Source organism: uncultured Aquincola sp., assembly GCF_964001545.1.
Taxonomy (GTDB): domain Bacteria; phylum Pseudomonadota; class Gammaproteobacteria; order Burkholderiales; family Burkholderiaceae_C; genus Aquincola.
Window position 1 is genome coordinate 1 of sequence record NZ_CAXFDV010000081.1, and the last position, 14,100, is coordinate 14,100.

The following is a 14,100-nucleotide window of genomic DNA, read 5'->3' on the forward strand; positions in this document are numbered from 1 at the left end:
CGGTCCAGCAGCGGCCCCGACAGCCGGCCCTGGTAACGGGCCACCTGGTCGGGCGTGCAGCGGCAGGCGCGCAAGTGCCCGGCCGGCGCGCCCAGAAAGCCGCAAGGGCAGGGGTTCATCGCGGCGATCAGCTGGAAGCGCGCCGGGTAGGTGGCCTGCCGCGCGGCCCGCGACAGCGTCACCTGGCCGGTTTCCAGCGGCTCGCGCAGGGCTTCCAGCGCATGTCGGGGGTACTCCGGCAGCTCGTCAAGGAACAAGACACCTCCGTGCGCCAGCGAAATCTCGCCCGGCCGCGGCGGTGATCCGCCGCCCACCAGCGCCGCCGCACTGGCCGAGTGGTGGGGTGCGCGCACCGGCCGCTGGCGCCACTGCGCCAGGTCGAAGCCGGTGCGCCCCAGGCTGGCGATGGCGGCAGTGGCCAACGCCTCTTCTTCGGCCATGGGCGGCAGCAGGCCGGGCAGGCGCTGCGCCAGCATCGACTTGCCGGTGCCTGGCGCGCCCACCATCAGCAGGCTGTGGCCGCCGGCCGCGGCCACTTCCAGCACGCGCTTGACGGCGGCCTGGCCGCGCACGTCGCGCAGGTCGGGGCCGGGCGGTGCGGGTGGGCGCTCCGGTGCGGTGGCGCGGGCCAGCGGCGGCGCGTCGTCGCCGGGTTGCAGCGCAGTCACCACGTCCATCAGGTGGCGGGCGCCGTAGACGGCCACGCCGTCCACCAGGGCGGCCTGGCTGGCGCTGGCTTCGGGCAGCACCAGCGAGCGGCTGGCGCCGGCGCGGCGCGCGGCGTAGGCCAGCGCCACCGCGCCACGCACCGGCCGCAGCTCGCCGGCCAGCGACAGCTCGCCCGCGTATTCGTGGCGGGCCAGTTTGGCGGCGTCCAGCTGTTCGTTGGCGGCCAGGATGCCCAGGGCGATCGGCAGGTCGAAGCGGCCGGACTCCTTGGGCAGGTCGGCCGGCGCCAGGCTCACGGTGATGCGCTTGTTGTGCGGAAAGCCCAGCCCGCTGTGCGCCAGGGCGGCGCGCACCCGCTCGCGGGCTTCTTTCACTTCGGTGTCGGCCAGGCCCACCAGGTTGAAGGCCGGCAGGCCATTGGCCAGGTGCACTTCCACCTGCACCGCGGGGGCGTCCAGCCCGTCGAGCGCGCGGCTCGCAACGATCGCCAGCGTCATGGCCAGCCTCCTCGAAGAGTGGGAGATACGGCGTCCGGACTGCGACCATCCGATTGTGACGGTGAGGTGTGCCGCGTGGGCGAACGCGCCCGCTCTGCTGGCACCGGCCCTCTGAATGCACCGCTGCGGTGCGGTTTTCAGGCATTCACCCCGCTGGTGCGGTCGATGCTGGTGCTTGGTGCGAGCGCCAAAAGCCGCCCCGGCCTGGGGCGTGGGCTGAAACAGGGTGTTGGCACAAAAGCTGCAAAAACCCCTGCAGTCACCCGGTGGTCCGCTGCCGGGCTACTGGTCTTTTGATCGCCGGTCTGCGGCGAGTTGTTCTGCTCGACCGGCGCCGCTTTCGGCGTCAGCACACTTTTGATCCAACGGGAGAAAGCAACCATGAAGATGGTGACCGCCATCGTCAAGCCGTTCAAGCTCGACGAAGTGCGTGAGGCCTTGAGCGGCATCGGCGTTCAGGGCATCACGGTGACCGAAGTCAAGGGCTTCGGCCGCCAGAAGGGCCATACCGAGCTCTACCGCGGCGCCGAGTACGTCGTCGACTTCCTGCCCAAGGTCAAGATCGAAGCCGCCGTCGACGACGCGATCGTCGACCGCGTCATCGAGGCCATCGAGGCCTCCGCGCGCACCGGAAAGATCGGCGACGGAAAGATCTTCGTGTCGCCGCTCGAGCAGGTCGTGCGCATTCGCACCGGGGAAACCGGCAAGGACGCGCTCTGACGCCCACCAAGAGAAAGACCCATGAAAAAACTGATTGTCTCGTTCGCCCTGGGCTTGTCGCTCCTGGGCCTCGGAGGGATGGCCGCGGCGCAGGAGCCCGCCTCGGCCCCAGCCGCGACGGCACCGGCTGCCGCCGCTTCTGAAGCAGCTGCACCGGCTGCAGCCACCGCGTCGGCCCCGGCCGCCGCCGCCTCGGACGCCGCTGCGCCGGCGCCCACGCCCAACAAGGGCGACGTGTCGTGGATGATGCTGTCCACGCTGCTGGTCATCATGATGGCCGTGCCCGGCCTGGCCCTGTTCTACGGCGGCCTGGTGCGCAGCAAGAACATGCTGTCGGTGCTGATGCAGGTGATGGTCACCTTCGCGATGATCGTCGTGCTGTGGGCCATCTACGGCTACAGCCTGGCCTTCACCGAAGGCAATGCCTTCATCGGCGGCTTCGACCGGCTGATGATGAAGGGCATCTGGGACAACGTCGCCGGCACCTTTGCCAACGGCGCCACCTTCAGCAAGGGCGTGGTCATCCCCGAGATCGTGTTCGCGGCCTTCCAGGCCACGTTCGCGGGCATCACCTGCGCGCTGATCGTGGGCGCCTTCGCCGAGCGCATCAAGTTCTCGGCCGTGCTGCTGTTCACCGCCATCTGGTTCACCTTCAGCTATGCGCCCATCGCGCACATGGTGTGGTTCTGGATGGGCCCGGACGCCTACACCGGCCCCGACGTGGTCGATGCGATGAACGCCAAGGCCGGCCTGATCTGGCAGTGGGGCGCGCTGGACTTCGCGGGCGGCACCGTGGTGCACATCAACGCCGCCGTCGCCGGCCTGGTGGGTGCCTACATGGTGGGCAAGCGCGTGGGCTACGGCAAGGAAAGCATGGCCCCGCACAGCCTGACCCTAACCATGGTGGGCGCCTCGCTGCTGTGGGTGGGCTGGTTCGGCTTCAACGCCGGCTCCGCGCTGGAAGCCAACGGCTTCGCGGCCCTGGCCTTCATCAACACGCTGTTCGCCACCGCCGCCGCCGTGCTGGCCTGGTGCATCGGTGAAGCGCTGATGCGTGGCAAGGCCTCGATGCTGGGTGCGGCCTCGGGCGCCGTGGCCGGCCTGGTGGCCATCACCCCCGCGGCCGGCAACGTCGGCATCGGCGGCGGCCTGATCATCGGCTTCATCGCCGGCTTCGCCTGCCTGTGGGGCGTCAACGGCCTGAAGAAGCTGCTGGGCGCGGACGACTCGCTGGACGTGTTCGGCGTGCACGGCGTGGGCGGCATCCTGGGGGCTCTGCTGACCGGCGTGTTCAATTCGCCCAACCTGGGCGGCCCCAGCGCCGTGGCCGACTGGACCACGGTGGCGATGATCGCCCCCGACGCGTACACCATCGCCGGCCAGGTGTGGACGCAGGCCAAGGCCGTGCTGCTGACCGTGGTGTGGTCGGCGGTGGTCTCGGTCATCGCCTACAAGATCGTCGACCTGACCATCGGTCTGCGCGTCTCGGAAGAAGACGAACGCGAAGGCCTGGACATCACCTCGCACGGCGAAACGGCCTACAGCAAGTAAGCCGCTTCCCAACCAAGATCGACAGAGCGATTGGGCCGCCTTCGGGCGGCCCCTTTTTTTCCTGTTTCCGGCTGGCGATTCCGCCGCTCGCCCCCACCTGCCGCACTTCTAGAATCAGTCTTCACAGCGCACACGGGCGATCAGCATGGTTCCGCATCTCATCACCGCCCTGACCGGGCCCATCAACGAACTGGAACAGCGCATCCTGGAGTCGATGCCGGCGATCGAGCGCTGGTTTCGGCTGGAATGGATGGAGCACACGCCGCCGTTCTACACCTCGGTCGACCTGCGCAATGCCGGCTTCAAGCTGGCGCCGGTGGACACCAACCTGTTTCCGGGCGGCTGGCACAACCTGACGCCCGAGATGCTGCCGCTGGCGGTGCAGGCGGCGATGGCGGCGATCGAGAAGATCTGCCCCGAGGCCAAGAACCTGCTGCTGGTGCCTGAGCGCCACGCCGGCAGCTTCTACCTGGCCAACCTGCAGCGGCTGAAGAACATCTTCCACCAGGCGGGCCTCAACGTGCGCCTGGGCTCGCTGGACGAGAGCCTGACCGGCCCCACCACCGTGACCCTGCCCGACGGCAGCGACCTGACCGTGGAGCCGCTGCAGCGGGTGCGCGGCCGCGTGGGCCTGAAGGACTTCGACCCCTGCACCGTGCTGCTGAACAACGACCTCTCGGCCGGCCTGCCGGCCAAGCTGGAAAACCTGCACGAGCAGTACCTGCTGCCGCCGCTGCACGCCGGCTGGGCGGTGCGCCGCAAGAGCACCCACTTCCAGAGCTACGAGGAAGTGGCCAAGAAGTTCAGCAAGCTGATGGGCATGGACCCGTGGCTGATCAACCCGATGTTCGCGCAGTGCGGGCAGGTGGACTTCAGCCAGGGCGACGGCCTGGACTGCGTGCAGACGCAGGCCGACGCGATGCTGGCCAAGGTGCGCCGCAAGTACAAGGAATACGGCATCAACGAAAAGCCTTTCGTGGCGGTCAAGGCCGACAACGGCACCGACGGCATGGGCATCCTGATGGTGCGCGACGCCAAGGAGCTGGCCGAGCTGAGCCGCCGCGCGCTTGAGAAGATGGGCGAGGCCAAGGACGGCCAGCACGTCACCCAGGTGCTGATCCAGGAAGGCGTGCCCACCTACGAACGCATGCACGACGCGGTGGCCGAACCGGTGGTCTACATGATCGACCGCTACGTGGTGGGCGGCTTCTACCGCGTGCATGCCGAGCGCGGCACCGACGAGAACCTGAACACCCCGGGCGCGCGCTACGTGCCGCTGGCCTTCGCCGAGCACAACCAGCTGCCCAAGCCCGGTGCCAAGCCGGGCGTGAGCGCCCCCAACCGCTTCTACATGTACGGCGTGATCGGCCGGCTGGCGATGCTGGCGGCCAGCTATGAGCTGGAAGCGACGGACCCGGACGCCGAGGTTTACGAATAAACACGGCCGGGAGACTTTGCGGCGGTGCAGCATCGGCTGCGAGCACAATAGGCGCCTTTCGATGAACGACCCCCGATGGTGGGGTGCTGCTTCGTGGGTTCTCACAACGCCAACCGCTCTCCGGCCGCCCTGGCCGCCCTGACGCTCGCCGCGCTGGGCATCGTCTACGGCGACATCGGCACCAGCCCGCTGTATGCCCTGAAGGAAGTGTTTGCGGAAGGTCGCGTCGCCGTCACGCACGACAACGTGCTGGGCGTGCTGTCGATGATCTTCTGGACGATGACGGTCGTCGTCTCGCTCAAGTACGTGCTGCTGATCCTGCGCGCCGACAACAACGGCGAAGGCGGGCTGATCGCGATGCTGGCGCTGGCCACCACCGCCGTGAAGGAGCGGCCCGCGCTGCGGCAGACGCTGCTGCTGGTGGGCATGTTCGGCACCGCCATCTTCTACGGCGACGGGGTGATCACGCCGGCCATCTCGGTGCTGTCGGCGGTCGAGGGCCTGGAGGTGGCCGCGCCGGCGCTGCATGGCGTGGTGGTGCCGGTCACGCTGCTGCTGATCACCGTGCTGTTCGCGGTGCAGCGCTTCGGCACCGGCGGCATCGGCCGCTTCTTCGGGCCGGTGATGCTGGTGTGGTTCATCACCCTGGTGGCGCTGGGGCTGCCGGGCATCCTCGAGAACCCGCACGTGCTGCTGGCGCTGAACCCGGTGTATGCGCTGCGCTTCATCAGCGAGAACCCGATGGTGGCCTTCATCGCGCTGGGCGCGGTGGTGCTGTGCATCACCGGCGGCGAAGCGCTCTACGCCGACCTGGGCCACTTCGGCAAGCAGCCCATCCGCATCGCCTGGTACAGCTTCGTGATGCCGGCGCTGGTGGTGAACTACTTCGGCCAGGGCGCGCTGCTGCTCGAGAACCCGGAAGCCGCGGCCAACCCGTTTTACCTGCTGGCGCCCAAGTGGGCGGCGCTGCCGCTGGTGGGCCTGGCCACCTGCGCCACCATCATCGCTTCGCAGGCGCTGATCACCGCGGCCTTCTCGGTCACGCGGCAAGCCATCCAGATGGGCCTGCTGCCGCGCATGTACATCAAGCACACCTCGGTGCGCGACACCGGGCAGATCTACGTACCCTTCATCAACTGGTGCCTGTACGTGCTCATCGTGCTGGCGGTGGGGCTGTTCGGCAGCTCGTCCAATCTGGCGCATGCCTATGGCATCGCGGTCACGCTGGACATGACCATCACCACGGTGATGACCTTCTACGTGATCCGCTACGGCTGGAAGTATTCGCTGCCGCTGTGCCTGCTGGCCACGGGCTTCTTCTTCGTCATCGACATCACCTTCTTCCTGTCCAACCTGCTCAAGTTCTTCTCGGGCGGCTGGTTCCCCATCGTCATCGGCCTGGGCATGTTCACGCTGATGACCACCTGGATGCGCGGCCGACAGCTGGTGGCCGAGCGGCTGCGCGACGACGCGATCGACCTGAAGAGCTTCCTCGAATCGGTGTTCATCAGCCCGCCCACGCGGGTGCCGGGCACGGCGGTGTTCATGTCGGCCGACCCCACCATCGTGCCCAATGCGCTGATGCACAACCTCAAGCACAACAAGGTGCTGCACGAGTACAACCTGTTCGTCTCGGTGCAGAACCATGAGGTGCCGTGGATCGGCTTCGGCCGCCGGCTGGAGATGACGCCGCTGGGCCACGACTGCTGGTCGGTGCTGCTGCACTTCGGCTTCAAGAACGACCCCGACGTGCCCGAGGCGCTGAAGCTGCTGGCCGGCCGCGGCGTGCCGCTGGACGAGATGGACACCAGCTACTTCCTCAGCCGCGACATCGTGGTGCCCAGCATCGGCCAGGGCATGGCGATGTGGCGCGAGAAGCTGTTCGCCAACATGCACCGCAATGCGGCGGCGGCAGCCGACTTCCTGCACCTGCCGGCGAACCGCATCGTCGAGCTGGGCTCCAAAGTAGAAATCTAGCCTGTGCAGTTTTGGAAGGATCTCTCGCTCACCTCGGTGGTGGCGGGCTTCGTCGCTGTGCTGGTCGGCTTCACCAGCTCGGTGGTCATCATCTTCCAGGCGGCCGCCAGCCTGGGCGCCACGCCGGCGCAGCTGAGCAGCTGGATGTGGGCGCTGGGCCTGGGCATGGGCTTGACCAGCACCGGCCTGTCGCTGTGGTACCGGCAGCCGGTGCTCACCGCCTGGTCCACGCCGGGCGCGGCGCTGCTGGTCACCGCCGGCGCCGGCCGCACGATGGAAGAAGCCGTCGGCGCCTTCATCGTCTGCGCGCTGCTCATCGTGCTGGCGGGCGTCACCGGTGCTTTCCGCCGCGTGATGGACCGCATTCCGCAGGCACTGGCCGCGGCGCTGCTGGCCGGCGTGCTGGTGCGCTTTGCGTTCGACGCCTTCCTGTCGCTGCGCACCGACCTGGCGCTGGTGCTGCCCATGCTGCTGGCCTACCTGGCCGGCCGGCGCCTGTGGCCGCGCTATGCGGTGCCGGGTGTGCTGGCGGTGGGCATGGGCGTGGCGGCGCTGCAGGGCACGCTGCACTTGGGCGGCATCGACTGGTCGCCGGCGGTGCCGGTGTTCACCACGCCGCGCTTCAGCTGGAGCGCGCTGGTGGGCATCGCGCTGCCGCTGTTCGTCGTGACCATGGCCTCGCAGAACCTGCCCGGCGTGGCGGTGCTGCGCGCGGCCGGCTACAGCGCGCCGGTGTCGCCATTGATCGCCACCACCGGGCTGGCCAGCCTGCTGCTGGCGCCCTTCGGCGGTTATGCCTTCAACCTGGCCGCCATCACCGCCGCCATCTGCAATGGCCGCGAGGCGCATGAAGACCCCGACCGCCGCTACATGGCCGCGGTGGCGGCGGGGGTGTTCTACATCGTCGTCGGCCTGCTGGGCGGCGCGGTGGTGGGCCTGATCGCGGCCTTTCCGAAGGCGCTGGTGCTGGCCGTGGCCGGTTTTGCGCTGCTGGGCACCATCGGCAGCGGACTGGCGGTGGCCATGAAGGACGAGCGCACCCGCGAAGCCGCGCTCATCACCTTCGTGGTGACGGCCAGCGGCCTCAGCCTGTTCGGCGTGGCCTCGGCCTTCTGGGGCGTGGTGGCCGGCGCGCTGGCGCTGGCTGTGCAACACTGGCGCCCCGCCCGCTGACCCGTCTGCGCCCCATGGATCTGCTGTTCGTTGCCGACCCGCTGGAGGTCTTCAAGACCGCCAAGGACACCACCTTCGCGATGATGCGCGAGGCCGCCCGCCGCGGCCACACGATCTGGGCCTGCGAACAGCGCGGCCTGGCCTGGCAGCGCGGCAGCCGCGTGGTGGCGCGTGATGCGCGCCGCATCAGCCTCACCGGCGATGCCTACGCCTGGTTCAAGGTCGAAGAGCAGCGGCCGGTGGAACTGGCCGCGGTGGACGCGGTGCTGATGCGCAAGGACCCGCCCTTCGACAGCGAGTACTTCTACGCCACCCACCTGCTGGAGCAGGCCGAGCGGGAAGGCGCGCTGGTGCTCAACAGCCCGCGGGCGCTGCGCGACCACCCTGAAAAGCTGGCCATCCTCGAGTTCCCCGACGTCATCGGCCCCACGCTGGTCACGCGCGACGCGCAGGCCATCCGCGACTTCCATGCCCAGCACCAGGACATCATCCTGAAGCCGCTGGACGGCATGGGCGGCATGGGCATCTTCCGCGTGGGCGCCGACGGCATGAACCTGGGCAGCATCATCGAGACGCTGAACCAGCACGGCCGCACCACGGTGATGGTGCAGAAGTACCTGCCCGAGATCGTGCAGGGCGACAAGCGCATCATCCTGATCGGCGGCGAGCCGATTCCGCATGCGCTGGCGCGCATTCCGCAGGGCAGCGAGATCCGCGGCAACATGGCCGTGGGCGGCAAGGGTGTGGCCCAGCCGCTGTCGGCCCGCGACCGCGAGATCGCCGAGGCCATCGGCCCGGTGCTGGCCGCCCGCGGCCTGCTGTTCGTGGGTCTGGACGTGATCGGCGACTGCGTCACCGAGATCAACGTCACCAGCCCCACAGGCTTCCAGGAGATCACGCAGCAGACCGGCTTCGACGTGGCGGCCCGCTTCGTCGATGCGCTGGAGGCTGCGGTGGCCGCGCCGCGGACCTGAGGCCGTACGCCCCAACATCCCAATGCGGCCGTCTACAGCGGCCGCTTTCATTTCAAGACCCGAGGATTTGCCCATGAAGACCAAAGCCGCCGTCGCCTGGAAAGCCGGTGCCCCGCTGACCATCGAAGACGTGACGCTGGACGGCCCGCGCGAAGGCGAGGTGCTGGTCGAGATCAAGGCCACCGGCATCTGCCACACCGACTACTACACGCTGTCGGGCGCCGACCCCGAAGGCATCTTCCCCGCCATCCTGGGCCATGAAGGCGCCGGCGTGGTGGTGGACGTGGGCCCCGGCGTCACCTCGCTCAAGCCCGGCGACCATGTGATCCCGCTCTACACGCCCGAATGCCGGCAGTGCAAGAGCTGCCTGTCGCGCAAGACCAACCTGTGCACCGCCATCCGCGCCACGCAGGGCAAGGGCCTGATGCCCGATGGCACTTCGCGCTTTTCGATCGACGGCCAGCCGCTGTTCCACTACATGGGCACCAGCACCTTCGCCAACCACATCGTGGCGCCGGCCATCGCGCTGGCCAAGATCCGCGAGGACGCGCCCTTCGACAAGGTCTGCTACATCGGCTGCGGCGTCACCACCGGCATCGGCGCGGTGCTGTGGACGGCCAAGGTGGAAGCCGGCGCCAACGTGGTGGTGTTCGGCCTGGGCGGCATCGGCCTCAACGTGATCCAGGGCGCCAAGATGGTGGGCGCCGACAAGATCATCGGCGTGGACCTGAACCCCGAACGTGAAGCCATGGCGCGCCAGTTCGGCATGACCCACTTCGTCAACCCGAAGGACGTGCCCAACGTGGTGGACGCCATCGTGCAGCTGACCGACGGCGGTGCCGACTACAGCTTCGAGTGCATCGGCAACACCACCACCATGCGCCAGGCGCTGGAGTGCACCCACCGCGGCTGGGGCCAGAGCGTGATCATCGGCGTGGCCGCGGCCGGCCAGGAAATCAGCACGCGGCCGTTCCAGCTGGTCACCGGCCGGGTGTGGAAGGGCAGCGCCTTCGGCGGCGCCCGTGGCCGCACCGACGTGCCCAAGATCGTCGACTGGTACATGGAGGGCAAGCTCAACATCGACGACCTGATCACCCACACGCTGAAGCTGGACCAGATCAACGAAGGCTTCGACCTGATGAAGCGCGGCGAGTCGATCCGCTCGGTCGTCGTCTACTGATCGCCTTGCAGGAGGCCCGCATGAGCTTCGAACTGATCAGCGCGCATGGCTGCTTCGGCGGCGAGCAGCGCTTCTACAAGCACGACTCGCGCGAGATCGGCCTGCCGATGCGCTTCGGCCTGTACCTGCCGCCGCAGGCGGCGCAAGGGCCGGTGCCCGTGCTCACCTACCTGGCGGGCCTGACCTGCAACGAAGAAACCTTCGCCATCAAGGCCGGTGCGCAGCGCTTGGCGGCCGAGCACGGCATCGCGCTGCTGATGCCCGACACCAGCCCGCGTGGCGCCAACGCGCCGGGCGAGGCTGATGCCTGGGACTTCGGCGTGGCCGCGGGCTTTTACCTCGACGCCACGCAGGAACCTTGGGCCCAGCACTGGCGCATGGAAAGCTATTTGATGGACGAGCTGCTGCCCGAGGCCGCCGCCGCCTTCGGGCTCGATGCGCAGCGCGCCGGCCTGTTCGGCCACTCGATGGGCGGCCATGGCGCCTTGACGCTGGCCCTGCGCCACCCGGGCCGCTTCCGCTCGGTGTCGGCCTTTGCGCCGATCGCCGCGCCCACCCGCTGCCCCTGGGGCCACAAGGCTTTCAGCGGCTACCTGGGCCAAGACCGCAGCACTTGGGAAGCGCACGACGCCAGCGCGCTGATGGCCCGGCAGGCCAGCGCGCCCTTTCCGCTAGGCATCCTGGTCGACCAGGGCCTGGCCGACAAATTCATGGCCGAGCAGCTGTACCCCGAAGCCTTCGAGGCGGCGTGCGAAGCCGTCGGCCAGCCGCTCACGCTGCGCCGGCATGCCGGCTACGACCACGGCTACTACTTCATCACCAGCTTCATCGCCGACCACCTGGCCCACCACGCGGCGGCGCTGAACGGCGGGCGCTGACGCGGCTTTGGCTGCCACCCTGGCCGCGCCGGTCGCCAGCGAGCTGGTGATCAAGAAGAGCCGTTTCATCGGCTGCGTGGAGCCGATGCGCGACCGCGCCGGCGCGCTGCAGCGCGTGGCGGCACTGCGGGCCCAGCACCCCGGCGCTGCCCATGTGTGCTGGGCGCTGCTGGCCGGTGGTGATTCGGCCGCCAACGACGACGGCGAGCCCGGCGGCACCGCCGGCCGGCCGATGCTGGAGGTGCTGCGCCACCAGGAACTGGAAGGCGTGCTGGCCACCGTGGTGCGCTACTTCGGCGGCGTGAAGCTGGGCGCGGGCGGCCTGGTGCGGGCCTACACCGACGCGGTGGCGCAGGCGCTGCTGCAGGCCGAGCGCATCACGTTGGAGCGCCTGGCCACGCTGCAATGCACCGTGCCCTATGCGATGGAAGGTGCGCTGCGCCGTGAGCTGGAAGCCGCCCGCGCCACGCTGGGCGAGGTGCAGCACGGCATGGAGGTGACGCTGGCCTTCACTGTGTCCGAGCCGGCCGCGCCGGCCCTGCGGCAACGCATCGAAGACCTGACCCAGGGTCGGGTGCGATGGGCGCAACCCGACCCCGGCGGTACTTTTCGCAAGCTTTAGAAGGTGGCCTTGAACGAAGCGCCCCAGGTGCGCGGCTCGTTGATGAAGCCGGTCAGGTTGTTGAAGTCGATGGCGCCGGTGGCCACCACCTTGTCGGTGATGTTGCGCCCGAAGATGGCGGCCTCGTACTTGCCGTTGCCCCAGATGTAGCCCAGCCGCACGCCGCCTTCCAGCAGCGACTTGCCGGTGAACTCCTTCGATTCATACAGGAAGAAGCTGACCTTGCTGCGGTACGACCAGTCGGTGAAAACGTACCACTCGCCGCTGTCGGTGGGGACGCTGTAGCGCAGGTTCACGTTGCCGATCCACTTGGGCGCATTGGGCAGCGGGTTGCCGTTGATGTTGTAGGTGCCCGGCAGGGTGCCCGCCGGGTCGGTGACGGTGCAGCTGCGGCAGCCAATTACCTGCAGGTTGCCGTCCTTGATCTGGGTGTGGTTGTAGCTGCCCGACAGGCCCAGCAGCAGGTTGTCGGTCAGGTAGGCGGTGAGGTTCATCTCCACGCCCTGACCTTGCGCCTTCTTGGCGCTGACCAGGATGTTGGCGTTGTCGGTGCCACCCACGGCCGTCAGCTGCTGGTCTTTGACGGTGTAGCGGAACACGCTGGCCGACAGCCGCGCCCGGCGGTCGAACAGGTCGGCCTTCACGCCCGCTTCGTACGAGGTGTTGGTCTCGGGCGCGGCCGAGGACATCGGCGCAAAGGCCGAGGCCGGCTGGATGCTGCCGGCCCGGAAGCCGGTGGCGACGCGGGCGTACACGTTCACGTCGGGCGTCAACGCGTAGGTGGCGCTGGCGTCCCAGTTGGTCTTGGAATTGTTGGTCTCCATCGCCAGGCCGGCGGCGCTGTTCAGCGACGCATCGGGCGCGGTGCTCAATTCCTTCTTGTCATGCGTGTAGCGCAGGCCGCCGCGCAGCTTGAGCTGCGGGCTCACCGCATAGCTGAGCGAGCCGAACACCGCCCACGCGTCGTTCTTCTGCGTGGTGGTGATGGTGTCGCCCGTCTGCGGATTGCCGGCGGTGGTGGAGTCGTAGTTGGCGCTCAGCATGCGGTACTTCTCCTTGAAGAAGTACAGGCCGGTCTGCCATTGCAGCGGGGCTTCGGTGGCCGACTCCAGCCGGAACTCTTGCGACCACTGGCTGTGGCCGCGCAGCGCGTCGGAGGTTTCAGAAGGGAAGGGGATGGGCGCCGGATCGTCGTTGCCCAGGAAGGCGGCGCCGAAGCCGCCGTCCACGTCGCCGCGGCTGAAGCTGCTCAGCGTCTCATACCCGGTGATCGAGTAGAGCGCCATGCCCGGCAGGCCCCACTTCAGGCGCATGCTGCCGCCGGTGTTGGACAGCGTCTGCTCGTTGATGCCGTCCAGGCTGACCTTGTCGGGGTCGAAGCCGTCCACCAGGTTGTTGCTGCCGGGCTGGATGATGTTGGCGCGGAACAGCCGCGCGCTGCCCGAGAGGTCGCGGTTGTGCAGGTTGAACAGCGCGCTGAAGTCCTTGCTGGGCTCGTACAGCGCCTGCAGCCGCACGGCACGGTCGCGGTAGCCTTCCAGGTCTTGTGTGCCGGTGGTCTTGGTGTTGTGCACCCAGTCGTCACGCTGTTGCGACAGCAGCGACACCCGGGCCGACCAGGCGCCCGACAGCGGCAGGTTGAAGGCGCCTTCCAGGTTCACCGCGTTGTCGCTGCCATAGCCGGCGCTGAAGTAGCCCTCCTGCTTCTGCGAAGGGCGCACCGAATTGAACTTGACCACGCCGGCCGGCGTGTTGCGCCCGAACAAGGTGCCCTGCGGGCCGGCCAGCACCTCGATGCGTTCGAGGTCGAAGGCCGGGAAGCCCTTGAGGATGGGGTTCTCCTGCACCACGTCGTCGTAGATCAGCGAGACCGGCTGCGAGGCATTGAGCCGGAAGTCGGTGTTGCCATAGCCGCGGATGTAAAAGCGCGGAAAGGCGCGGCCGAACGACGACTCGATGTTGAGGCTGGGCACGCGGCCCGACAGCACCCGCACGTCCTGGCCGCTGGAATTCAGCACGTCCAGCGTTTCGCCCGAAATCGTGGATACCGAGCTGGGCACGTCCTTGATGTTCTCGGCCCGCCGCTCGGCGGTGACGGTCACTGATTCGAGCTTGGCGGTTTCCTGCGCCATCGCGGGCAGGGCCAGCAGCAAGGCGGTGGTGAGCGGGGCCAGCGTGAGGCAGGCAGCGGCTGGACGGCGTGTACGGCGCAAGGGATTCCTCCGGAAATGTTTTCCCGAAGTAACCGCAAGGCCCATGCCTGTTGCCGCGCCTCAAAACAGTGTGAAGTGATGTCAGGGTTGCGGCACGCCCTCGCGCCATCGCGGCCAGTGGCGCACGATGTCCTGCACCAGCGCACCGCCCACGATCTGCAGGTTCTGCAGCGCCGGCACGAAGCCGCCGGTGCCGCCGGTGGATGAG

General features: G+C 68.4%; 12 protein-coding genes. 9 read left to right on the forward strand and 3 right to left on the reverse strand.

What is annotated here, in order from left to right:
* A partial coding sequence (locus ABNT58_RS02905; protein WP_348752011.1) for a YifB family Mg chelatase-like AAA ATPase occupies positions 1–1,166 on the reverse strand: 1,166 nt, incomplete at its 3' end.
* 137 nt (positions 1,167–1,303) lie between these two features.
* Positions 1,304–1,567, reverse strand: a complete 264-nt coding sequence (locus ABNT58_RS02910) for a hypothetical protein (protein WP_348752012.1) — start codon at positions 1,565–1,567, stop codon at positions 1,304–1,306.
* Here ABNT58_RS02910 and ABNT58_RS02915 point away from each other — a divergent pair.
* The 9 genes from ABNT58_RS02915 (at position 1,548) to ABNT58_RS02955 (ending at position 11,679) form a co-directional block, all read left to right on the forward strand.
* On the forward strand, positions 1,548–1,886 hold the full coding sequence (locus tag ABNT58_RS02915; RefSeq protein ID WP_046113293.1) for a P-II family nitrogen regulator: 339 nt from the start codon (positions 1,548–1,550) through the stop codon (positions 1,884–1,886). The genes ABNT58_RS02910 and ABNT58_RS02915 overlap by 20 nt on opposite strands.
* A gap of 21 nt (positions 1,887–1,907) precedes the next feature.
* A complete protein-coding gene (gene amt / locus ABNT58_RS02920; RefSeq protein WP_348752013.1) occupies positions 1,908–3,437 on the forward strand; it encodes an ammonium transporter in 1,530 nt (509 codons plus the stop codon).
* A 145-nt stretch (positions 3,438–3,582) separates the two neighbouring features.
* On the forward strand, positions 3,583–4,875 hold the full coding sequence (gene gshA, locus ABNT58_RS02925) for a glutamate--cysteine ligase (protein WP_348752014.1): 1,293 nt from the start codon (positions 3,583–3,585) through the stop codon (positions 4,873–4,875).
* Between the two features lie 75 nt (positions 4,876–4,950).
* Positions 4,951–6,852 (forward strand): potassium transporter Kup, encoded by a 1,902-nt coding sequence (locus ABNT58_RS02930; protein WP_348752015.1) that lies wholly within the window; start codon positions 4,951–4,953, stop codon positions 6,850–6,852.
* A 3-nt stretch (positions 6,853–6,855) separates the two neighbouring features.
* Positions 6,856–8,025, forward strand: a complete 1,170-nt coding sequence (locus ABNT58_RS02935) for a benzoate/H(+) symporter BenE family transporter (protein ID WP_348752016.1) — start codon at positions 6,856–6,858, stop codon at positions 8,023–8,025.
* A 14-nt stretch (positions 8,026–8,039) separates the two neighbouring features.
* Entirely contained in the window at positions 8,040–8,999 is a 960-nt protein-coding gene (gshB, locus tag ABNT58_RS02940) for a glutathione synthase (protein WP_348752017.1), read from the forward strand.
* A gap of 73 nt (positions 9,000–9,072) precedes the next feature.
* Complete coding sequence (locus ABNT58_RS02945) at positions 9,073–10,179, forward strand: S-(hydroxymethyl)glutathione dehydrogenase/class III alcohol dehydrogenase (RefSeq protein WP_348752018.1); 1,107 nt, start codon at positions 9,073–9,075, stop codon at positions 10,177–10,179.
* A gap of 20 nt (positions 10,180–10,199) precedes the next feature.
* Positions 10,200–11,057, forward strand: a complete 858-nt coding sequence (fghA, locus tag ABNT58_RS02950; protein ID WP_348752019.1) for an S-formylglutathione hydrolase — start codon at positions 10,200–10,202, stop codon at positions 11,055–11,057.
* Positions 11,058–11,064: 7 nt separating this feature from the next.
* Entirely contained in the window at positions 11,065–11,679 is a 615-nt protein-coding gene (locus ABNT58_RS02955) for a YigZ family protein (RefSeq protein WP_348752020.1), read from the forward strand.
* Here ABNT58_RS02955 and ABNT58_RS02960 read toward each other — a convergent pair.
* The gene (locus ABNT58_RS02960) at positions 11,676–13,892 is read right to left on the reverse strand and encodes a TonB-dependent receptor (protein WP_348752021.1); all 2,217 of its coding nucleotides are present in this window, start codon (positions 13,890–13,892) and stop codon (positions 11,676–11,678) included. The genes ABNT58_RS02955 and ABNT58_RS02960 overlap by 4 nt on opposite strands.
* Between the last annotated feature and the right edge of the window lie 208 nt (positions 13,893–14,100).